Annotated in this window: 26 protein-coding genes; 6 read left to right on the top strand and 20 right to left on the bottom strand. The window is 29.6% G+C overall.

The genetic code is table 11. The features are described from left to right. Positions 1–3 precede the first annotated feature (3 nt). The 8 genes from truB to Q0L44_RS00335 form a co-directional block, all read right to left on the bottom strand. On the bottom strand, positions 4–696 hold the full coding sequence (gene truB / locus Q0L44_RS00300) for a tRNA pseudouridine(55) synthase TruB (RefSeq protein ID WP_296633723.1): 693 nt from the start codon (positions 694–696) through the stop codon (positions 4–6). 12 nt (positions 697–708) lie between these two features. Then, on the bottom strand, positions 709–1506 hold the full coding sequence (locus Q0L44_RS00305; RefSeq protein ID WP_296633726.1) for an undecaprenyl-diphosphate phosphatase: 798 nt from the start codon (positions 1504–1506) through the stop codon (positions 709–711). A 3-nt stretch (positions 1507–1509) separates the two neighbouring features. Further along, on the bottom strand, positions 1510–1752 hold the full coding sequence (locus tag Q0L44_RS00310) for a DUF3098 domain-containing protein (protein WP_296633727.1): 243 nt from the start codon (positions 1750–1752) through the stop codon (positions 1510–1512). Positions 1753–1756: 4 nt separating this feature from the next. After that, positions 1757–2635, bottom strand: coding sequence for a permease-like cell division protein FtsX (locus tag Q0L44_RS00315; RefSeq protein WP_296633729.1), 879 nt, complete (start codon positions 2633–2635; stop codon positions 1757–1759). Positions 2636–2708: 73 nt separating this feature from the next. Further along, entirely contained in the window at positions 2709–3110 is a 402-nt protein-coding gene (gene mce / locus Q0L44_RS00320; protein ID WP_296633732.1) for a methylmalonyl-CoA epimerase, read from the bottom strand. Positions 3111–3176: 66 nt separating this feature from the next. After that, entirely contained in the window at positions 3177–3686 is a 510-nt protein-coding gene (locus Q0L44_RS00325; protein ID WP_296633733.1) for a hypothetical protein, read from the bottom strand. A gap of 200 nt (positions 3687–3886) precedes the next feature. Then, positions 3887–5437, bottom strand: a complete 1551-nt coding sequence (locus Q0L44_RS00330; protein WP_296633735.1) for a ribonuclease E/G — start codon at positions 5435–5437, stop codon at positions 3887–3889. Between the two features lie 284 nt (positions 5438–5721). Further along, positions 5722–6012 carry an HU family DNA-binding protein gene (locus Q0L44_RS00335; RefSeq protein ID WP_296633737.1) on the bottom strand — a complete coding sequence of 97 codons (291 nt, stop codon included), beginning with the start codon at positions 6010–6012 and terminating at the stop codon, positions 5722–5724. Positions 6013–6153: 141 nt separating this feature from the next. On the opposite strand from Q0L44_RS00335, the gene mutY reads away from it, so the two are divergent. From mutY to gldD, 4 genes are read left to right on the top strand one after another with little or no spacing between them, the layout of a single operon-like run. Continuing rightward, entirely contained in the window at positions 6154–7197 is a 1044-nt protein-coding gene (mutY, locus tag Q0L44_RS00340) for an A/G-specific adenine glycosylase (protein WP_296633739.1), read from the top strand. A gap of 40 nt (positions 7198–7237) precedes the next feature. After that, positions 7238–7672: a single-stranded DNA-binding protein gene (ssb, locus tag Q0L44_RS00345; RefSeq protein WP_296633741.1), complete on the top strand. Its 435-nt coding sequence runs from the start codon at positions 7238–7240 to the stop codon at positions 7670–7672. 16 nt (positions 7673–7688) lie between these two features. Further along, positions 7689–9014: a gliding motility-associated protein GldE gene (gene gldE, locus Q0L44_RS00350; protein WP_296633742.1), complete on the top strand. Its 1326-nt coding sequence runs from the start codon at positions 7689–7691 to the stop codon at positions 9012–9014. Next, positions 9007–9579 (top strand): gliding motility lipoprotein GldD, encoded by a 573-nt coding sequence (gldD, locus tag Q0L44_RS00355; protein ID WP_296633744.1) that lies wholly within the window; start codon positions 9007–9009, stop codon positions 9577–9579. The genes gldE and gldD overlap by 8 nt, the downstream gene beginning before the upstream one ends. Here the strand turns inward: gldD and Q0L44_RS00360 are convergent. The 12 genes from Q0L44_RS00360 to rplU form a co-directional block, all read right to left on the bottom strand. After that, positions 9569–10639 carry a HesA/MoeB/ThiF family protein gene (locus Q0L44_RS00360; protein ID WP_296633745.1) on the bottom strand — a complete coding sequence of 357 codons (1071 nt, stop codon included), beginning with the start codon at positions 10637–10639 and terminating at the stop codon, positions 9569–9571. The genes gldD and Q0L44_RS00360 overlap by 11 nt on opposite strands. 116 nt (positions 10640–10755) lie before the next feature. Further along, a complete protein-coding gene (locus tag Q0L44_RS00365; protein ID WP_296633748.1) occupies positions 10756–11862 on the bottom strand; it encodes an NTP transferase domain-containing protein in 1107 nt (368 codons plus the stop codon). Next, positions 11855–12331 (bottom strand): cyclic pyranopterin monophosphate synthase MoaC, encoded by a 477-nt coding sequence (gene moaC, locus Q0L44_RS00370; protein WP_296633750.1) that lies wholly within the window; start codon positions 12329–12331, stop codon positions 11855–11857. Before moaC ends, Q0L44_RS00365 begins: the two co-directional genes overlap by 8 nt. 143 nt (positions 12332–12474) lie before the next feature. Further along, positions 12475–12768, bottom strand: a complete 294-nt coding sequence (locus Q0L44_RS00375; RefSeq protein ID WP_296633752.1) for a GIY-YIG nuclease family protein — start codon at positions 12766–12768, stop codon at positions 12475–12477. Positions 12769–12914: 146 nt separating this feature from the next. Further along, the gene (locus Q0L44_RS00380) at positions 12915–14105 is read right to left on the bottom strand and encodes a molybdopterin molybdotransferase MoeA (RefSeq protein ID WP_296633755.1); all 1191 of its coding nucleotides are present in this window, start codon (positions 14103–14105) and stop codon (positions 12915–12917) included. Then, entirely contained in the window at positions 14102–14650 is a 549-nt protein-coding gene (locus tag Q0L44_RS00385; protein ID WP_296633758.1) for a GRAM domain-containing protein, read from the bottom strand. Before Q0L44_RS00385 ends, Q0L44_RS00380 begins: the two co-directional genes overlap by 4 nt. A 179-nt stretch (positions 14651–14829) precedes the next feature. Beyond that, positions 14830–15822, bottom strand: coding sequence for a GTP 3',8-cyclase MoaA (gene moaA, locus Q0L44_RS00390; protein WP_296633761.1), 993 nt, complete (start codon positions 15820–15822; stop codon positions 14830–14832). Then, positions 15823–16236 (bottom strand): YeeE/YedE thiosulfate transporter family protein, encoded by a 414-nt coding sequence (locus tag Q0L44_RS00395; protein ID WP_296633764.1) that lies wholly within the window; start codon positions 16234–16236, stop codon positions 15823–15825. 52 nt (positions 16237–16288) lie between these two features. Further along, on the bottom strand, positions 16289–16846 hold the full coding sequence (locus Q0L44_RS00400) for a YeeE/YedE thiosulfate transporter family protein (protein ID WP_296633766.1): 558 nt from the start codon (positions 16844–16846) through the stop codon (positions 16289–16291). Beyond that, positions 16847–18079 carry a glycosyltransferase N-terminal domain-containing protein gene (locus Q0L44_RS00405; protein WP_296633769.1) on the bottom strand — a complete coding sequence of 411 codons (1233 nt, stop codon included), beginning with the start codon at positions 18077–18079 and terminating at the stop codon, positions 16847–16849. It abuts the gene before it with no gap. A gap of 90 nt (positions 18080–18169) precedes the next feature. Next, entirely contained in the window at positions 18170–18430 is a 261-nt protein-coding gene (gene rpmA, locus Q0L44_RS00410) for a 50S ribosomal protein L27 (RefSeq protein ID WP_208080109.1), read from the bottom strand. Between the two features lie 26 nt (positions 18431–18456). Continuing rightward, entirely contained in the window at positions 18457–18984 is a 528-nt protein-coding gene (gene rplU / locus Q0L44_RS00415; protein WP_296633777.1) for a 50S ribosomal protein L21, read from the bottom strand. Positions 18985–19235: 251 nt separating this feature from the next. Between rplU and Q0L44_RS00420 the strand changes: the two genes are divergently transcribed. Continuing rightward, a complete protein-coding gene (locus tag Q0L44_RS00420; protein ID WP_296633778.1) occupies positions 19236–20549 on the top strand; it encodes a pitrilysin family protein in 1314 nt (437 codons plus the stop codon). 36 nt (positions 20550–20585) lie between these two features. Further along, positions 20586–22634 carry a pitrilysin family protein gene (locus tag Q0L44_RS00425; RefSeq protein ID WP_296633781.1) on the top strand — a complete coding sequence of 683 codons (2049 nt, stop codon included), beginning with the start codon at positions 20586–20588 and terminating at the stop codon, positions 22632–22634. Positions 22635–22654: the final 20 nt, after the last annotated feature.

Here is a 22654-nt window from a genome sequence, read left to right on the forward strand (position 1 = left end):
GAACTATTCTATTTTTAATTTATCTAAAAAACCTTCAATAGATTCTGCATTATCTACAGAATAATCTCCAATTTTGGTTCTTCTTAAAACCGATAAATGCGCACCAGAATCTAAAGCTTTCCCAAAATCATAGGCCAATGATCTTATGTAAGTTCCTTTAGAACAAACTACTCTAAACTCAATATTTGGTATAGCTACTTTTGTAATTTCAAATTCAAAAACAGTAACTGTTCTCGATTTTATTTCAGTAGTTTCACCTTTTCTTGCTAATTCGTATAAACGTTTACCATCCTTTTTAATTGCAGAAAAAATTGGTGGCTTTTGCTCTATATCACCAATAAATTTTTGGGTGGTTTGTTTTAATAAATCTTCTGTAATATTATCTATGGAAAACGTTTCATTCACCTCTGTTTCTAAATCATAACTTGGTGTAGTCCCGCCTAAGGTAAAAGTTCCTGTATATTCTTTAATTTGACCTTGATAAGTATTTATTTCTTTGGTTTGTTTACCTGTGCAAATGATTAATAAGCCAGTTGCTAAAGGATCTAAAGTACCTGCATGACCTACTTTAATTTTTTTAAGATTAAAACGCTGTTTAATATGCCAACGTATTTTATTTACAGCCTGAAAAGATGTCCAAGTTAATGGTTTATCAATCAGTAAAACTTGTCCGTTTTTAAAATCTTCTTCTGTCATCAAATACTGAGTTTATGCTAAAAATAAAGCGTAACCTATAGCTAAAAAACCTACAATTGCACAGTATAAAGAAAAGTATGATAGTTTGCTTTTTTTGACTAAAGCAATCATCCATTTACAAGCTAAAATTCCTGCTAAAAACGCTGCTATAAAACCTGCACCTATAGGTAACATTTCTGAAGATTGAAAATTTAAATCGCCACTTAAAACGTCTTTACCTATTTTACCAAATATTAAAGGCACAACCATTAAAAAGGAAAAGCGTGCAGCTTTGGTTCTGTCAATACCTAATAAAACTGATGTTGAAATAGTTGAACCAGATCTAGAAATACCTGGTAACATTGCAATAGCTTGAGAAAAACCAATAATTGCAGAGTTTGTAAAAGATACTTCTTTATTGGTGTTTTTCGCTTTATCTGCAAGTTGTAATAATATAGAAGTAAGTAAAAGCATAACACCAACAAGTAAAATTTGACCACCAAAAAAAGTTTCTAATTGCTCTTCGAATAACAAACCTACAATAACTGCTGGCAGCATAGAAATTATAATTTTTAATGAAAATTTAGTTTGGTCATTCCATTTAAATTGAAACAATCCTTTTAAGATTTCTACAACTTCTTTTCTAAAAATTACTAAGGTGCTTAATGCAGTTGCAAAATGTAAAACAACTGTAAAAGTTAAACTTTCTTCTGGTACAGAAGTATCACCTAAAATAGCTTTTGCTAATTCTAAATGACCACTAGAAGAAACTGGTAAAAATTCTGTTAAACCTTGAATTACGCCAAGAATTATAGCTTCTAAAATATCCATAAATTATTTCTTAGGATCCGCTAAAATTGCATAAATCTCTATAGCTAAACCTATAATTACTAAAGTTGGCGCTAAACGAATTCTCTGCCAATTATAAATTTCTTCATTAAATACATTTGGATCATCACTACCTCCGCCAGACATAAAAATAAAACCTGCAGTAATAAACACAATACCTATAAACATTATGATGTAATTTCGTTTACCAAATAAAAATTCTGGCTTTTGCTCTACTTTGTTTTTCATGATTTTAATAATATAATTCGTCTGTTTGCAAGTTTAAAAAACGTTGTGTTGCAAAGAAAGTACTAATCCAAGTAATAGTTAATGATGATATAATAACAATACCAGAAATATAAGCCAAAGTAATATAATCTTCTAAAAAATTTAACGCTGGTATATATTTATCAAGATAGTAAATGATAACTGCTACACCCATTAGTGCAATTAATGCACCAAATAAGCCTAACTTTAAACTTCTAAAAATAAATGGCCTTCTAATAAACCCTTTAGTAGCTCCAACCATTTGCATGGTTTTAATATTAAACCTTTTTGAATAGATTGATAAACGTATTGAGCTGTTGATTAATATCATTGCAACCAAGGCAAAAAAACTACTTAAAACTAATAACCAAAAACTAATTCGTTTTATGTTTTTTGTTAGGAGATTTATTAGTGGTTTATCATAAGAAATATCAGCAACAAAAGCATTTTTTTGAAATCTTTGCTCTAATTCTGCTACTTTTTCTTGTGTAACAAAATCCGCTTTTAGGTAAATGTCTATACCATTTTTTAGCGGATTTTCTCCTAGAAATTCTAAGAAATCCTCTCCTATTTGCTCACTAAATCTTTTTGCAGCTTGTGCTTTACTTGTATAAATAGCCTTTTTAGTAAATTCTTCTTCTAATAAAGATTCTCTAAAAGTTTTAATCTGTTTTTGGGTAATGTTGTCTTTTATGAAAAGTGTAACTGCAACTTTCTCTTTTACATAGTTAGCTACTTTAGTGCTTTTTAAAACAATTAAACTTAAAATACCCACCATAAATAACACCAAAGCAATACTAATTACAACAGAAATGTAAGAAGATTGTAAGCGTCTTTTTTGATAAGAATCAAATTTTTTGGACATTGATTTTAAAGTTTAATCGATTGCAAGATAATAATTAGAAATCAGTTGTTAAGAAGAGTTTGCAGTATTTTAACTATTTGATTTCTTGACACAATTCTATTAGTACTCCATTTGTAGATTTAGGATGCAAAAAGGCAACTAATTTATTGTCTGCACCCTTTTTTGGCTCCTCATTTAAAACGATAAATCCTTCTTCTTTTAAACGCTTAATTTCGCTTAATATATCATCTACTGCAAATGCAATATGATGAATTCCCTCACCTTTTTTTGCTATAAATTTTGCGATTGGACTTTCTGGATTTGTAGCTTCTAAAAGCTCAATTTTATTAGGGCCTGTTTTAAAGAAAGAGGTTTTAACACCTTCTGATAAGACTTCTTCTACTTTATAATGTTCTTCACCAAAAAGTGAGGCAAATACTTTATTTGATTTTTCTAAATCTTTAACTGCAATACCTATGTGCTCTATCTTATTCATAATGTAAAAATAAAAAAACCAGTAAAGAAAACTTTACTGGTTTTATATTTATTTAAAAAAGTTAGCTTACTGTGCTAAAACTTTAAAATCATCTATCATATATGCTCCATCTAAAGTACTGTCATTACCTGAACCTGTTACTTTAAAACCTACATAAAGTGTACCTGTGTACGTAGATAAATCTACTAAACCAGAATCTTTAAATGCATACCAAGAATCACTTGGTACAGGTAAATTTGCAGAAACTGGTTGCCAAATTTCGGCTGTAACATTAGAGCCATCATAATCCGTAGAAACAAACAATTCTAACGTATTATCTACAGAATCTAAGTGATGTTGTGCTACCTGAAAGTTTAAAAACTCGTTAGTTTGTGAGTCCATGTCTATACCAGGAGATATTAACCAACCAATATTTACATCATCTCCAGATCTAAATGTACTAAACTCTGCATAACCATTTCCACTAAAAACTTGCTCTGACCATAATTCGCTATCTTCTTCTGCGAAGTTAGTCCAACCTGGAAAGTTAAAAGTAGAATTGTCTTCACCAGAATCAAAATCTTCTTCTACAACCACACTAAAATTGTTAATATCTAATGGTGTACATTTAGAAGCTTTTCTTATGGTGGTTATACTGGAGGATATTTAGATCACTATCCTGTTTATATGTATTTAATTAAAGAAAAATAATTAAAATCAGAGTTTATAAAAATAGAAAAACCCACAACTTTTTTAGTTGTGGGTTTTTTGATAAAAAATTATTGCCTTATTATATTTTAATTTTGCTGTTTAGCAGCGTTAAATTTATAATATAAATATGTGTAAGCATCTCTAGGTATAATTGTAATCCACTTTTTGTGTTTTAAGTACCACTTAAAACGAACTGAATTTACTCCTTTAGTTAAATAAGCAGCAATAAAAGGATGAATATGTAATTGAATCTTCTTATTGGTTGATTTGCTGCGCTCTAATTTAGAAATGAATTTTTCTAAATCAGCCTCTATTTTATCTAATAAAACAATAGGAGCTTCTACTTGACCATCTTTATTCGGATTTGGCTCGGTAGTTTTTATACTTAACTCAGGTCTAACCCTTTGTCTTGTAATTTGCACTAACCCAAATTTAGTTGGTGGTAAAATTTTGTGTTTTGTTCTGTCTAAAGCCATTTGCTCTTTCAGATGCTGAAATAATTTATTTCTATTTTCAGCTTTATGCATATCAATAAAATCAACTACTATAATACCACCCATGTCACGCAATTGTAATTGACGTGCAATTTCTGTGGCAGAAATTAAGTTTACTTCTAATGCTGTATCTTCTTGAGAACCTGCTTTGTTAGATCTGTTTCCGCTATTAACATCAATAACGTGTAAAGCTTCTGTATGCTCTATAACTAAATAGGCACCTTTGCTCATAGAAACTGTTTTTCCAAACGACGTTTTAATTTGTCTTTCTATTCCATATTTTTCAAAAATTGGAATTGTAGAATTGTGAAGTTTTACAATCTTTTCTTTTTCGGGATAAATTTCTTGTAAATACTCTTTTATTTCTACGTTAAGGGTCTCATCATTTGTTACAATATTAGTGAAAGATTCATTCATAACATCTCTTAAAATAGATGATGCTCTGTTTAACTCGCTTAAAATTTTTGTTGGAGTGTTTGTGTTTGGTATTCTCTTACACATTGTCTTCCAACGCTCTAAGGAATTTTGTAAATCTTTATCTAATTCTGCAACTTTTTTACCTTCAGCAACAGTTCTTAAAATAACACCAAACCCTTTAGGTTTAATGCTTTTTGCTAATCTTTTTAAACGTTCTTTTTCTTTCGGGTCTTCTATTTTTTGTGAAACAGAAACTCTATTCGAAAAAGGAACTAAAACCAAAAATCTACCTGCTATAGATAACTCAGAACTTAATCTAGGTCCTTTTGTAGAAATGGGTTCTTTTACTATTTGTACTAAAAGGTTTTGACCTGTTTTTAATACATCTTTAATACTACCGTCTTTGTTGATGTCTACTTCCTTTCGGAAGTTTTTTAAAGTGAATTCTTTATACCTACCTGTGCTTACTTTCTTAATGAATGTATTTAATGAATTTACTTGCGCCCCTAAATCGTGGTAGTGCAGAAACCCGTCTTTTGGGTAACCAACATTCACGAAGGAAGCGTTTAAGCCCGTTAACACCTTTCCTATTTTGGCTAAAAAAATATCGCCAACAGAGAATTTATTATCGGTTGTTTCATTATTTAATTCAATAAGTTTTCCATCTCTTAATAAGGCAAAATCAATATCAGATGAATTTGTTCGAATTATTAATTCTGTTTTCATACTGAACTGGTTTTAACACTGTACATTTTTTGTACAGATGGATTAATATTGTCAGGTATTTATAATACCGTTTGAGGTTTGTGTAACCTCGATGTCAATGAACTTGTGTATTGTTTTTAAACAATAAACGAAAAAGTAAGCAAACGCTTACTTATTCTTGTGTCTATTAGCTCTAGCTCTTTTCTTTCTTTTGTGCGTAGAGATTTTAGCTCTCTTTCTTTTTTTACCACTTGGCATAAATTCTAGTGTTTTGCAAACCTTTAACGGTTTTGATTAATATTTTATTATTTAACAGCTACCTTATTTTTTACTCCTTCTGTAAAAGTTTTGGCTGGTTTAAAAGCTGGTATATTATGAGCTGGAATCTTAATAGTTGTATTTTTAGATATATTTCTACCTGTTTTCTCTGCTCTAGTTTTGATAATGAAACTACCAAAACCTCTTAAATAAACATTATTACCACTTTCTAATGCATCCTTAACCTCAGTCATAAATGCCTCAACTGTTGCTAAAACATCTGCTTTTTCAATTCCTGATTTATCTGATATTTTTGATACGATATCTGCTTTCGTCATGTTTCTATTTTTTCTGTATTCTTATTTATTTTATTTCAAAAATGCGGATGCAAATATATGATAATTAATCAATTCCGAAAACATTAAGACTTAAATTTATATGAATTTTAAAATGTAATTTTGTAAAACTATTTTAAAACGATGAAATTTTCTAACACTATAATTTACTGGTACTTACAAAATAAAAGAGATTTGCCTTGGCGTAAAACTAAAAACCCTTATTTCATTTGGTTATCAGAAATCATGCTTCAACAAACCAGGGTTGCCCAAGGTTTGGATTATTATTTAAACTTTACAGCAACTTTCCCAACAGTTTTTGAACTTGCAAAAGCCGAAGAAAGTACAGTTTTAAAGATGTGGCAAGGCTTAGGGTATTACTCTAGAGCTAGAAATTTACATTTCTCCGCAAAAAAAATTGCCCTAGAACTTAATGGAGAGTTTCCTGACTCATTTAAAGAGATTATAAAACTTAAAGGTATTGGAGATTATACAGCTTCTGCTATTGCGTCTATAGCATTTAATGAACCAACAGCCGTTGTAGATGGCAATGTATACAGAATACTTTCTAGGTATTTTGGTATTGATACTCCAATAAACTCGTCTAAAGGAATTAAAGAGTTTAAAGAACTTGCACAAAAATTAATTGACTCTTCACAACCCGGAACTTTTAATCAAGCAATTATGGATTTTGGCGCCATACAATGCAAACCAAAAAAACCCCTTTGTATGTTCTGCCCATTATCTGAAAGTTGTGTGGCACTTCAAAAAAACTTAATAGGTGTTTTACCTGTTAAAGAAAAAAAGATAAAAGTTAAAAAACGCTACTTTAATTACCTTGTTCTAAAAACAAAAGAAAACAAAACTATCTTATCAGAAAGAAAAGGAAAAGGAATTTGGCAAGGTTTATATCAATTTCCATTAATTGAAAGCAATAAGATTATTAATAAAGAAGAATTAATTTCATCAAAAGATTTCAATACACTTTTCTCAAATGATGTATCAATATCATTATTTAATAAAAAGGATATTGTACATAAACTATCACATCAACATTTATATACACAGTTTTGGGTAATTGAAACAGATGAAGAGAAAACTGCAAATATATCATGGAATGAAATAGAAAATTTTCCTGTACCAGTTTTAATTGCTAATTTTCTTGAAGCATATAAACTCGAAAAATAATCATTTTTTTTAGTACATTTGAGTAAGAAATAAACAAGCTATGGCTGGAACGATAAACAAAGTAATTTTAATAGGTAACTTAGGAGATGAAGTAAAAATGCATTATTTTGATGATCAAAATTGTGTGGGTCGTTTTCCCATTGCCACTTCAGAAAGTTACACCAATAAACAGACAGGAGAAAAAATTACAAATACAGATTGGCATAATATTGTAGTTAGAAATGGCCTTGCTAAGGTGTGCGAAAAATACTTAACAAAAGGAGACAAAGTTTACCTTGAAGGAAAGCTTAAAAATAAACAATGGGAACAAGATGGAATTAAACGTTATGCTACAGAAGTACAAGTAAATGAAATGACAATGCTTTCTACAAAACGAAATCCAGATTCACCTCAATCAATAACACAACAAAATTCTATTTCTGAACCTCTTAAACCCAAAATTTCAGAAAAAGAAAATGACGATTTACCATTTTAATTAAAAAACTTTATAATTGGATTCAGATCCTGGGCCTTTACTATTACTCTCTACAATTGATCTTGGAACAATCTTAAACACAATTGCCCTTGTTTTTCTATTCATAGGCTCAGCTTTAATTTCTGGGACTGAAGTTGCTTTTTTTTCGCTATCTCAAACAGATCTAAATAAACTTTCTGACGATAATAAAGAAGCAATCATAATTGTAACTTTATTAGAGAAACCTAGAAAACTATTGGCAACAATTTTAATAACAAATAATTTTATTAATATTTTAATTGTATTGTTATTTGCTTCTTTAGCTGAAACTTTATTTGAAGGTTTCAACTATGAAATAGACTTATCTTATTTAACTATTTCTATTCGTTTTTTAATAGAAATAGTTTTAGTTACTTTTTTAATTTTATTATTTGGTGAAGTTTTACCTAAAGTTTATGCCTCTAGAAATGCCTTACGCTTTTCTAAAAATATGTCTAAATTTATTCATTTTGTAGATAGTCTATTAACTCCCTTTAGTCTTCCTTTAATTTCAATAACTAAATTCATTGAAAAGAAACTAGGTAGTAAAAATTCAAACTTTTCTGTAGAAACACTATCACAAGCTTTAGAGCTTACTTCTGAAGGTGCAACAACCAAAGACGAACAAAAAATATTAGAAGGAATTGTAAATTTTGGAAACACAGAAACTGTGCAAATTATGAAACCAAGAATAGATATTTTTGCACTTTCTAATGAAGAAGCTTATGAAAATGTTCTAACTAAAATTCTTGAAAATGGCTATTCTCGAAATCCTGTTTATAAAGAAAATATAGATAATATTATTGGAGTTTTATATGCCAAAGATTTACTGGCACATTTAAATAAGAAAAATTTTAAATGGCAATCTTTATTAAGAGAAGCCTTTTTTGTACCAGAAAACAAAAAGTTAGATGATTTATTAGACGATTTTAGAGATCGAAAAAATCATTTGGCAATAGTGGTAGACGAATATGGAGGTACAAGTGGTTTGGTTACTTTAGAAGATGTTATTGAGGAAATTGTTGGTGATATAAACGATGAGTTTGATGATGATGACCTGCAATATTCTAAAATAGATGAAAACAATTACATATTCGAAGGCAAAACCACCATTAAAGATTTCTGTAAAGTTTTAGATGATGAAGATGAGGAGATATTTGAAAAAGAAAAAGGTGAAAGCGAAACTTTAGCTGGTTTTATTTTAGAAATTTCTGGAAAGTTTCCTAAAAAAGGAGAAAAAATAAACTTTAAGAACTATACGTTTACTATTGAAGCGTTAGATAAAAAACGCATAAAACAAGTTAAAGCAACAAGAAATGTATAATCGATTTTTAGTAGGTTTATTTTTAAGTTTAAGTTTGGTAATAACCACATCTTGTAAAGATGACGTATTACCAAAACCTCAAGGTTATTTGAGTTTAGAATACCCCAATAATCAATATAAAGAACTTACTGTTAAGCGTCCTTACCAATTTAAGATTCCTACACAAAGCATTATCGTTAACGAGAAAAACAATTGGTTAAAAATAAAATACCCGAACTTAAAAGCATCTATAGATATTACCTACAGACCTGTAAAAAATAATTTAGTAGAACTCTTAACTGAAGCAGAAAAATTAGTCTTTAAACATGCTGTAAAAGCAGAGCAGATAATTCCAAGAGATTTTATAAATGATGAAAACAGCGTTTATGGAAGTTTGTATGAAATTACAGGGAATGCAGCTTCTCACTTACAATTTCATGCCACAGATAGCACAAATAATTTTATAAAAGGGTCTTTGTATTTTTATGCTAAGCCAAATTATGATTCTATTTTACCAGCAGTTGCTTACATTAAAGAAGATATTTTAAAATTGATGGAAAGTCTGGAGTGGAAAACTAATATTTAGAAATTCCGCCAGTTAAATTCAATACTTTTAATTCTGGATATTTTTTCTTTAGTATTTCTGTAGCTCTGTAACTGTTTAACCCTCTCTGACAGACCATCACATAGGTTTTATTAAAATCTACAGTTATTTTTTCTGCATCAAAATTATTAATATGTATGGTTTGATTCACTTCGAAAGGCAATTTTAAATTATTTAAAACAGCAATTATCTCTAAGTTTTCATCACCCAATTTTGATTTTAAAATTTCAGGTGAAATTTGCCAATCAAGGTTTTGGTTTGCGCAAGCTGCATCTACATAGGTCTGCATCTTAAAGATTTTTGTAATTTGTTCTTTATTAAAAATAGATTTCAACTTCATTTTTAACTGTGTGTTTTGTAAAGAATTATATATTAATAATTCATTCGTTAACGGTTTTCCAACACCTGTAATAATTTTTAAAACCTCATTTACTTGAGCTGTAGCAATCAATCCAACAATAGCATTTAACGTTCCTGCCTCTTCACAATTAGGAATGTCTGTAGCCATTTCAGGAAATGCATCTCTTAAATTTGCTGAATAACTTCCATCTTTTTGCAACATGTTAAAGGTAGCTACATAACCATCAAATTTATACAGAGAACCATACACCAAAGGTTTTTGTTTAACAACACAAGCATCATTCAACAAATATTTAATTGGTAAGGAATCTGTAGCATCAACTACAATATCTACACTATCTATCAACTTAAAAACATTGTCTTTTGTAATGGCTTCATTGGTAATTTCAACCTCTGTAAAAGGCGCTCTTTCTAGTATAAACTTACGTAAAGTGGCTGCTTTTGGTTTTTCTACATCATTTAAGGTGTAAAAAACTTGTCTGTGTAAATTAGAAATAGCAACAATATCAAAATCTACTAAATGGATTTTACCAACACCACTTGAAGCTAAATACACTGCAATTGGGCTACCTAAACCTCCACAACCCACTACCAAAACAGATGCATCTTGTAGTTTTTGTTGGCCAACTTCACCTATTTCTGATAAAGTAATTTGACGTTTAAAAAGTTGGTTTTTATTCATTATTATTTCAAGTAGTTCTAGATACTATTTCTAAAGAACCGAAATCAGTCGAACTGATAAACTCATTGTCAGTTCGAGTGTGATTTCTTTTTCAGAAATTTTGTATCGAAAACTTGTTAATTATTTATTTCACTTTTTGCAGCTTCATATTCTTCAGGTGTATTTATATTTCTGATAAAATCATCTTCTATTTCTATAATTTCCACATCAGAATTAATCAACATTTTACGTGGACAAGAATAACCCTGAGCTAAATATTGTAATAAAATAGGATAGGCTCTAGGTTCGTATATTGTAATTAAAGGTTCTACAAAATCTTTGGTTTTACCTTTTATTGCAGTTGCAACTTTAGATGGATTTCTATGCTTTAAAACCAATTTAATAATTTCATCGTTCACAAAAGGCACATCTGTAGCTAAAACAAACCAAGCTGAATTTGGATTTTTTTGAAAGGCAGAACATATGCCTCCAAAAGGCCCAAGATTCAAAAATTTATCAGAAATTTCATAATCATTTTTTGCTTTTTGAACGGAATAAAAAGTTTTTAAATTATGCTCTTCTAGTAGTTGTTTAGCAACTTCTTTTTGTGGTTTTCCAAAATAATTGAGTTCAGATTTATCTGATCCCATTCTTGTACTTTTACCACCAACTAAAACCAAACCTTTTACAGGTGCAATTTTCTCTTGAATTAAATTATTGATGTGATTAGAAATTGCATCAATGTCATTTAAAGAGTAACAACTTTTGTTTTTAATATTTTGATATTTCTCCACTAAAAAATCAAAAAACTCGGTTTTTGAGTTCAGTTTTATAATAAACTGAATGTTATCTAATTGATCTAACCTTTTTAAAACTGAGGCCTCTTTAGCTTCGTCTAAAATTAAAATTTGCTTTGCTCCCTGGTAATGATTACCATTGATAAAAATACAATCAAACTGTGCAAAATCTAAACGTTGTTGGTATTTATTTATAGATCCAGAAGTTGTAATTTGTAAATTTCCTTCATGATGAAAAACATATTCTGATAATTTATTTTCTTCCACATTTTTTGCGTGTGAAGCATCAAAATAAGCCAATTTATAATTAGATAAATTTTTAGAAACTTTAGAAACTATATCTGAAATAATATCACATTTTGCACCTAAAATTGCAATTTCATTGGGTGCATAAATTTCATTATTTCTTCTTACCAAATTTTTATGTTTGCTGTGTTTTTTAGTCATTTTTAATATCAGATTTTCCTCCAGTTTTTTCCACTAATTTCACCTCTTTAATCACCATTTTTTGACTGATGCTTTTACACATATCATATATGGTTAAACAAGTAATATTTGCGCCAGTTAACGCTTCCATTTCTACACCTGTTTTGCCTGTAATCGTTACTTTACAAAATACTTCTAAATGTTCTTCATCTGTAATATGAATATCAATATCTACACCATTTATTAATAATGGATGACACATAGGAATTAAATCTGACGTCTTTTTAACACCTTGAATTCCTGCAATAATTGCGGTTTGAAAAACAGGCCCTTTTTTAGTAATTAACTCATCATTTGTAAAATGAGCAATAACCTCTTTTCCTAAAAACATGGTTGCTTTTGCAATGCCTGTTCTTTTGGTAATGTTCTTGTCAGAAACATTTACCATTTTAGGGTTGTTTTTATCATTTAAATGACTGAATTTGCTCATTTTACCTTTTTATATAATGTTCTCAATACAATTTCGATGAAAAATCAAAATCACTCGAACTGACAACTGCTAAAGTCAAACTAAATAACACAATGTCTCTTCGAGTGAAATTCTTTTTTCTAGAATTTTGTATCGAGAAGTTTTTACTTCTTAAATTTCTTATTTGCTAAATTAGGAAGTTTTTCATATTCATCATTAATTAATGCTTCCTTTTTGATTCTAGACCACTTCTTTATTCTCTTTTCTGTATGAATAGCAATTTCTACATCAGAGAATTCAACATAAAACACCAATTGTAAAGGCCTACATTTGTATGTGTAACTTTCTTGATATTTTCCTTGTTGATGTTCATAAAATCGATTTTCTAAGTTTGAGGTAATTCCTGTATAGTAAGTTTTATCAGAACATTTTAAAATATATGCAAAATAGGTTTTCATTCTATAACTTTTAAACTGTTCTCGATACAAATTTGTTCATTCTTCACAAATTCACTCGAACTGACATAGGGCTTTTACTGTCGAAAAGGAAGTTTTTAAAACTATTACTTTAAATAAAACTTCTATTCCAGAAACATTAAAAAATATCATAAGCGATAGCGAATTATAGGATAATTTTCACCTTTTTTAAATTCGTTTTTATCATTTGGTAAATGAATAAAAGCATCTGCATGCACCAAACTTGCCAAATCTCCTGAACCATTTCCAGTAATTGGAGTTGCCAAAGTATGACCGAATTTATAACTTAATTTTACTTGTAAAAAGTATTCTAAATTTGGTTTAAAACTCACATCTTTAGTTAAAATAGCTGTTTCTTCCTTGATTTCTATACCAATAGATTTGTAATACCAAGGATAAAAATACGCCAAACAATTAACGAATGTTGAAATTGGATTTCCAGGAAATCCGAATATATTACAGTTGGCAGTTTTTCCATAGAAAAAAGGTTTCCCTGGTCTTTGAGCTACTTTATGAAATAGTTTTTCTACACCTAATTCTTCAAAAACTTCTGGTAAAAAATCAAATTTACCCTTACTTACAGCTCCACTAAACAGCAAAACATCATTTTTTTCGATAAACATTTTAATCTTTTGTTTAAGTATGGCTTTATCATCTGTAATGTGTGCTGTTTCTGAATCTATTTTTAGACTTTCTAGCAAAGAAACTAAGGTAAATACGTTACTTCTTCTAATTTGATGTGCTAAAGGGTTTTCAGCTACACTAACCAATTCATCTCCTGTAGAAATAATCATCACTTTAGGTTGCTTTGCAACTTTTACCTTTGATTTACCAACTGTTGCTAAAACACCAATCTCTGCAGCAGAAATTTTAGTGTTTTCTGTAATTAAGGTATCACCAAATTTACCATCTTTTCCTTTTTTATGGATGTTTTGGAAGTCGAATACTTCATCTATTGCAATAGTTGCAATTCCATTTTTTATAACGACATCTTCATAACGAATTACAGTATTTGCATTTTTTGGCAAAACTGCACCTGTCATTACCTCAATACAATTTTCTGAATTTTGAAGTGTTATTTGCTCATTTCCTGCAGCTTGAATGCCTTCTATCTTAAAAGCTCTTTGCTCAGTTTGAAATATCTTGAAATCTATACAAATTCCATCCATAGAAACTCTATTGAATGGAGGAAAATCTCTATCTGCAACAATCTCTTCTTTTAAAATTCTACCTACAGATTTTATAAACGGTACTTCTTCTACACCAAAATCTTGAGTGGTATTTAGAATGATATTTTTTGCTTCTTTTACTGAAATCATGATTTCAATTTATTCTGAACTTTAACTAATACATCATCTCTATGATTAACTACAAAATCATATTCGGTATTTTGTTTTGTAATTATTTTAATTCCATTATCTATCAATTTCGCAGTTTTTCTTTTTTGTACTGAACTTATAATTGAGTACTCAATATTGGTTTGCGCTTTTTGAATATTTAGGGAATGACTTTTGAAAATTAATCGCTGATTGGTTAAAAACATTTTACCTCCAACACCTTCTACACCTCTAAATAAGTTTGCAAAAATCTCATCTTCTATTTCTTCTTCATCTAATAACTCAGGTACAATATTATTTACTCTTTTCCCTAGCATTTTTTTCATAGCCCATGGAAATATCAAAACAAACAAAACACCAAAAAAGATTGCTTGAAAAATTATTGAGTTTATGTTTTGATTCCTATCAAATAGAAACAAAACTGTTCCATAAATAATAGCCGTAAAAAACATAGATGAAATTCTTTGCTTCCAGGTTAAATCAATTTTAAATTCTTTTTTTATGTATTGTACTTTTTTATTATTCATAACTCTTTTTCTCATTAGAAATTTGAACTATTTCCATCCAATAAATAATGTAACAATTCCTATTATAATGGCTAGAATAAAAACAAATATTCCTTTCGTAGATTTAGTTTCCTCAAAAAAAATTCTATCCATTTTTTGAACTTAAGCATTAAAATTAGCCGACCAACTGTAAACCAGAACTAGCCTCCAATTGTGCTCATACTTTCAGAAACATTTCCTTTTTTACGGTTTGCTTCTGCTATAAAACCATTTTCTGGTTTGTCTTTTACTAAATATAAAAACAATTCTTTTAAATCGTTATTAGAAGCACCTTTTCTTATAAAATCGCGCAGATTAAAAACACCATCATCAAACAAACAATTTTTAAAAGTACCTGTAGATGTGATTCTAATTCTGTTACAATCATTACAAAAAGTTCTTGTAAAGGCAGGTATAATTCCAAAAGTTCCTAAATGATTGTCTATTTTATAATTTCTAGATGTAGACGACTTTTCTGACTGAATTTCATCTACAGAAAACACCGTTTTTACTTCATTTAAAATTTTATTGAAGGTCCAATTTTCCTTCATGTCTCTCTGCCCTTTTCCATTAAAAGGCATTTCTTCTATAAAACGTACAGCAACATTTTTATCTCTTGTTAGTTTTACAAAATCGACAATTTCATCAGTATTAAAACCAGACTGAACTACAACATTTAGTTTTAGATTCAGGCTACTTTGTTCTAGTAATTCAAACGTTTTGTACACTTCTGGAAACACATCTCTTCTTGTAATTTTTGCAAACTTATCTCTTTGCAAACTGTCAATACTTAAATTGATGTTTTTTACTTTTTCTAGTTTTTCAATCTTATCAATATGATGAGAAATTAACGCTCCATTTGTAGTAATATTTATAGCATCTAACAAATCATTATAAGACAGCATTTCTAAAAAACCCACAAAATCTCTACGCACAAAAGGCTCACCACCTGTTAAACGCACTTTATTTACGCCCAATTCTGTTAAAACACGAATTAAACGATACATTTCTTTAAACGTGAGTAATTCTTGTCTTGGTACAATATTTATACCATGAGCAGGCATACAATATTGGCAACGCAAATTACAACGATCAGTAACTGCCAACCGCACATAATCCATTTGTCTACCAAAATTATCTACCAATTTGCTCATTTAATTAGGTAATTTTTTAGCGATTAAACCATAGATAAATGCCCCTATTAATGCACCTACTAAAATTAGTAAAGCTGGTAAAAATTTGAAACCTAAAATTACAAATACAGGTGCTGCACAAGCCCCTGAAATACCCCACCCTAAACCAAATAATGTTCCTCCAAAAACGGTACTTATAACACCTTTCTTTTTTGGTTTGGGTACAATTTTGTTACCATTAATATCTTTTATCTTTCCGCTTTTAAAAAGTTGCATTATTATAGCAGAAATTACAACTGCACCACCAATAATTCCAAACATATGAAAAGATTGAAACGTAAACATTTCGTAAAAACGGTACCAAGAAATTGCTTGAGATTTGCTTAAAACTATTGCAAAGAAAATTCCTAAGAGTAAAAATTTAATATTCTTCATTTGTATAAATTATAGATATTGAATCAAGTTCAGCATATTTTTTTTAAAAAAATTAAAATAATATTGGAATTATAAACCATGTTGCTACGATACCACCTATAAAAAAGCCAATTACAGCCAATAAAGAAGGTAATTGTAAACTACTTAAACCTGTAATTGCATGACCAGAAGTACAACCACCTGCATAACGTGTTCCAAAACCAATTAACACTCCAGAAAGTATTAAAATCAGAAATCCTTTTAGAGAGAACACAACATCATCACTAAAAATTTCTGCTGGAAAATAACTTTCGCCAACATTGGCAAAACCTAAATCTGTTAGCTTTTGAACAGTGATTGGGTTTAAATCGATTGTTGGATTTGGTACTAAGAAATAAGCCGATATAAAACCACCAATAATTAAACCTACCACAAATAATAATGCAAAATCTCGCTGTTTCCAATCTTTCTTAAAATAGTCTGACACTTTACCTGCACCAGCCATTGTACAAAGAGTTTCAAAATTGGTTGATGCTCCAAAGTTTTGTCCAAAATAAAAATAAAGAAATAGCGATAACGCTATTAATGGCCCAACAATAAACCAAGGCCAAGGTTGTAATAGAAAATCCATTTATAAATGAGTATTTAAATAATTCATAATATATTCTGTTGCTCCTAAATTATCTTTAATATACTTTTTGTTGATAGTACCAGTTAAGGTTCTATCATTTTTATCATCTCTTAAATGTATTAAGTTTTGTGTAAATTCTTTTTGATTTTGGATAGAAATACATCCACCAATTTCAACCAAATCTACAGCTTCTTTAAACTTGTCGAATTTATGACCAATAATTACAGGAATTCCGAAAGTTGCAGGTTCTAAAATATTATGCAAACCTGTTTTTAAACCTCCACCAACATAAGCCAAATCTGCTGCTGCATAAATTTTGGTTAAAATACCAATGGTGTCAATAATAAAAACTTGATATTCTTTTAAACCCGTATTGGCTTTATTAGAAAAAAGTACTGTTTTTTTAACAATAGAATTTTTAAGTTTTTGAATTGCTTCATCGTTAATATTATGTGGAGCAATTATAAATTTTTCGTTTTCTACTGAATCATTATTGATGTAATCAATTAATAACTCTTCATCTTCAGGCCATGTACTACCTGCGACTACTGTGTATTTATTATCTTTAAACTGACTGATGAAATCAAGTGAATTATCTTGTTGTAAAATTTTTGAAACACGATCAAACCTTGTATCACCAGCTACAGTTACATTTTCTAAGTTAATAGATGCTAGCAACTCTCTAGATATCTCATTTTGCATAAAAAAATGATGAAAAGCTTGCAATGAATTTCGCATAAAGCTACCATAACTTTTAAAGAACAACTGATTTTCTCTTAATATTCCTGATACTAATAATGTAGGAATTTCTTTACTTTTTAATTCATAAAGAAAATTTGGCCAAAACTCATACTTTACAAAAATGGCCATTTTAGGATTTACAATTTCTAAAAACTGCTGGGCATTTTTCTTAGAATCTAAAGGTAAATAGCAAATTACATCTGCTAGTTTGTAATTTTTTCGAATTTCATAGCCTGAAGGAGAAAAAAAAGTAACTAAAATTTTATAACTATTAAGTGTTTGTTTTAATTCTTCTATGATTGGTCTTGCTTGCTCAAACTCGCCCAAAGAAGCTACATGAAACCAAATTGTTTTATGATTTTTTAAAACAGCAATTTTAGAGAATGTTTCTTTTCTACCCTCTACAAAAAGTTTTAATTTTTTATTGAAGTTTGCTAAAAATATCAAAAGATATTTAGAAAGAGAAACAAGCACACAGTATACATTCTTCATGAAATGTAAAAATACAAAATACTGCTAAGTGTCGGTAAACTATTTAATACATAAAAAAAGCCCAAACATTAACTGTTTGAGCTTAATTTCTTATGCTTCAAACGGAGTAATAGATACATAAGATCTATTATCTCTTTTCTTTTGAAACTCAACAATTCCGTCAACTTTTGCATGTAAAGTATGATCTTTACCCATGTAAACGTTTTCACCTGGATTGTGAGTTGTTCCTCTTTGACGAACGATAATGTTTCCTGCTATTGCAGCTTGTCCTCCAAAGATTTTTACACCAAGTCGTTTCGATTCTGATTCTCTACCATTCTTCGAACTACCTACTCCTTTTTTATGTGCCATGATGTTATGGTTTTAAAATTGAAATTTTATTTAGTTAAAGCATCAATTAATTCTGCCTTTTTTAAAGAAGTATATCCTTTAATACCAGCTTCTTTGGCTGCAACTTTTAATTCTGCAACTGTCATAGAACTAAAATCTTTTACTGCTTTAGTTTCTTCTTTAGTTTCAACCTCTTTTACATCAGCTTTTTTAGTTGTTGCTTTTTTGGTTGTTGCTTTTTTGGTTGTTGCCTTCTTTGAACCAGATGCAGAAATTGATTCAATTTGAATCTCACTAAAAGACTGTCTGTGTCCATTTTTCTTTCTGTAACCTTTTCTTCTTTTCTTTTTGAAGACAATTACTTTATCACCTTTAAGATGACTTAAAATTTGAGCAGTTACTGATGCTCCTTCTATAGCTGGGGCGCCAATAGTTACATTACCTGATTCGTCTAGTAAAAGTACATTATCAAAAGTTACTTTTGATCCTTCCTCTCCTTGTAAACGATGAACGTATACTTTTTGGTCTTTTGCTACTTTAAACTGCTGCCCTGCTATCTCTACGATTGCGTACATACTATTTGTTTTGCGTATTTATACTTGTTTATTGCATTTAACTTACTGAAAATGCGGATGCAAATATATATATTTTTTATTAATCAACAATAAAGAATACTATTATAAAGAAATGTTACACAATCCTTTCATTTCTTTATGTTTTTAATTTAAGCTTTGTTATTTTTGATAAATGATAAAAAAGATGTTTTTTGTAACATATTCAAAAAATAACGTCAAATAACAATGTAAATTATTAAATAAAAAATCCAATGAAGAAAAGTATTTTATCTCTTGCTTCTGCTTTGGCCTTTGCTTTTTTTGCAAATGCACAACAAGTAGAGTTTGAAGAGTATGATTTAAGTAATGGAATGCATGTAATATTGCATCAAGATAGCTCAGCACCTGTTGTTGTTACTTCTGTAATGTATCATGTAGGCGCAAAAGATGAACAACCAGGTAGAACAGGCATGGCTCACTTCTTTGAACATTTATTATTTGAAGGAACTAAAAACATTAAAAAAGGAGAATGGTTTAAAATGGTTTCATCTAATGGAGGTAGAAATAATGCCAACACTACAGATGACAGAACCTATTATTATGAAATCTTTCCTTCTAACAAATTAGAGTTAGGGTTATGGATGGAGTCTGAGCGCCTTTTACATCCAATCATTGGTCAAGATGGTGTAGATACTCAAAATGAAGTTGTAAAAGAGGAAAAAAGATTACGAGTAGACAACCAACCTTATTCTAAGTTTTTAGAGTATGTAAAAGAGAACATCTTTAAAAAACATCCTTACAAAGGAACTACAATTGGAAAAATGGAAGATTTAGATGCTGCAACGTTAGAAGAGTTTTTGGCATTTAACAAAAAATTCTATGTGCCTAACAATGCAACTTTGGTTGTAGCTGGTGATATTGATAAAGCTGCTGCTAAAAAAATGATTCAGGATTATTTTGGCCCAATCCCTAGAGGAGAAGAAATTACAAGAAATTTTCCAAAAGAAGACCCAATTACTGAGGCAATGACTGCTAAAGGCTATGATGCAAACATTCAAATACCTGCAATTATGGCTGCTTACAGAACTCCGTCTATGAAAACAAGAGATTCTAGAGTTTTAGACATGATTTCATCTTACCTAAGCACTGGTAGAAGCTCTGTATTATATAAAAAATTAGTAGATGAAAAAAAGATGGCTTTACAAGCTGGCGCAATAAATGCTAGCCAAGAAGACTATGGTACTTATATTTTATTTGGACTACCACAAGGTGATACTGAATTAAAAAATATTATTGCAGAAGTAGATGTAGAGATTGTAAAAATGCAAACTGAATTAATTTCAGAAAAAGATTTTCAGAAATTACAAAATCAATTTGAAAACAACTTTGTAAACTCTAACTCAAGTGTAGAAGGTATAGCTAACTCATTAGCGCGTTACAATGTTTTATATGGAGACACTAATTTAATCAATACAGAGATTGATATTTTTAGATCAATTACTAGAGAAGAAATTAGAGAAGTTGCTAAAAAATATCTAAACCCAAATCAAAGATTACTTTTAGAATATTTACCAGAAGCAAAATAATAACCTCGAATTTCGTTTAAAAATAAGATATAAATTATGAAAACAAAAATAGCATCGTTAATAGCGCTATTTCTTACAACAGTAGCTATTAATGCACAAATAGATAGAAGTACAATGCCTAAACCAGGGCCAGATCCTGTAGTAAAACTAGGCAAGCCTATTAAATTTACTTTAGACAATGGCTTAAAAGTAATTATGGTAGAAAACCACAAATTACCAAGAGTGTCTGCAAACTTATCTATAGACAATAAGCCTTATTTAGAAGGAGATATTGCTGGAGTTTCTGGAATGATGGGAAGCTTATTGGGTAGGGGTACAAAGTCTATCTCTAAAGATGAGTTTAACGAAAAAGTAGATTTTTACGGCGCCAACATTAGCTTTTTTAGTTCAGGTGCTTTTGGTTCATCTTTAACAAAATACTTTCCAGAAATCTTAGGATTAATGGCAGATGGAATGCAAAACCCAGTGTTTTCTAAAAAAGAATTTGATAAAGAAGTACAAATAACTTTAGACAACTTAAAATCTGGCGAAAAAAGTGTTACTGCTGCCGCAAGAAGAGTTGAAAACGTTTTAACGTATGGTAGAAATCATCCTTTTGGTGAATTTACATCAAAAGAAAGTGTTGAAAAAATTACATTAAAAGATGTAATTAACAACTACAACACCTACTATAAACCTAACAATGCATACTTAGTAATTGAAGGAGATATAGATCCTAAAAAGACAAAAGCATTAGTGAAAGATTTATTTTCTGGGTGGCAAAAAGGAGAGATACCTGCATATGAAATTCCAGAAACTAAAAACGTTACTAATACCGAAATAAACTTTGTAAATATGGATAATGCAGTTCAATCAGAAATTGCAATTATTAACAATGTAGATTTAACTTTAGGTGATGACAATTATTATGCTGCACTTTTAGCAAACAACATTTTAGGTGGTGGTGGTACTGCTCGTTTATTTATGAACTTAAGAGAAGATAAAGGATACACTTATGGATCTTATTCTAGCTTAAGACAAAATAGATATGCAGGAACTTTTAGAGCTACAGCAAGTGTTAGAAACATGGTAACAGATAGTTCTGTTGTTGAATTACAAAAAGAAATTAATAAAATGCGATACAAAAAAGTATCTGCAGAAGAATTAGAAAACTCTAAAGAAGAATATATTGGAGGTTTTGTAATGGATGTTCAAAAACCAAGAACAGTAGCTAATTTCGCTTTAAATATTGAGCGTTACAACTTACCTGAAGATTTTTATGAGAACTATATTAAAAATATTAAAGCAGTAACATTAGATGATGTACAAAATGCTGCTATAAAATATTTTAGAGGAGACCAAGCAAGAATTGTAATTACTGGTAAAGGTATAGATGTTCTTAAAAACTTAGAAAATACAGATTATATAATTAAGTATTTTGACAAAGAAGGTAACCCTACTACAAAACCAGCTATGACTTTACCAATTCCTGCAGGAATGACTGCTGAAAATGTAGTAGATAAATATATTGAAGCTATTGGAGGTAAAGATAAAGTGGATGCTATAAAAACTACCATGATTGTTTCTAACGCTACAATTCAAGGAACACCTTTAGTGATGACAATGAAATCATCTGCACCAAATAAAACATTGCAAGAAATTGCAGTTATGGGTAACGTAATGCAAAAATCTGTTTTTAACGGAGAAACTGGTTACCAATCTGCTAGAGGTCAGAAGATGGATATGCAACAAGCTCAAATAGATGAAGCCAAAGCTAACTTGGTTCCATTTTCAGATATGGCATACAAAAAAGGTGCTTTAAATAGAATTGAGCCAATAGATGGCGTAAACTATTATGTAGTGCAGTTTAATGATACTGAAGTTTTCTACGATATAAAAACTGGCTTAAAAGCTAAAGAAGTAAAGACTGTAAAAACTCCAGATGGTAAAGAAGTAAAAGTACCAACTACATTTGGTAACTATAAAAAGGTTAACGGGGTTTTATTTCCTTATTCAGTAGGGATTAAATCTGGACCAATGGATTTAAACTTTGAAGTAAAAGAAATTAAAGTAAATAAAGGCGTTACAGACGCTGATTTTGAATAAATCTTTTTAATACATTATTT

The sequence above is a fragment of the Polaribacter sp. genome, assembly GCF_024639685.1.
Lineage (GTDB): Bacteria > Bacteroidota > Bacteroidia > Flavobacteriales > Flavobacteriaceae > Polaribacter.